This is a genomic window from Bradyrhizobium sp. Kon58, from assembly GCF_055807455.1.
The window spans coordinates 1-243 of sequence record NZ_JBVVOT010000615.1 but is presented as its reverse complement, the minus strand read 5'-3'; the positions used below and the strand labels follow the sequence as shown (position 1 = coordinate 243).

At 49.4% G+C, this 243-nt stretch carries 1 protein-coding gene; it reads right to left on the bottom strand.

The window, feature by feature from the left end; all coding sequences use genetic code 11:
* Positions 1-51: 51 nt before the first annotated feature.
* On the bottom strand, positions 52-243 hold a 192-nt coding region (locus AC0L20_RS41685), incomplete at its 5' end, for a hypothetical protein (protein WP_473295942.1).

Sequence of the window (243 nt, the reverse complement as noted above, 5' to 3'; positions counted from 1 at the left end):
CACCTTCGGAGCCGGGCATCTTGAGTACGCTGATTGAAGCTACCGAAACATTCAAGGTTGCAGGGCGTTTTGACTGACACTGAACCAGGCGCGTAGGGGCCGTATCTTCAGAGCCCTTACATCACTTGACAGCAGGATAATTGAACAACGCCACCAGGCCCGGGGCATTAGTTTAATTAACATGATGCCGTTAATATTTAAGGCTTGTCCCCCAATTCCACCGCAAGCCATAAATATTAACGG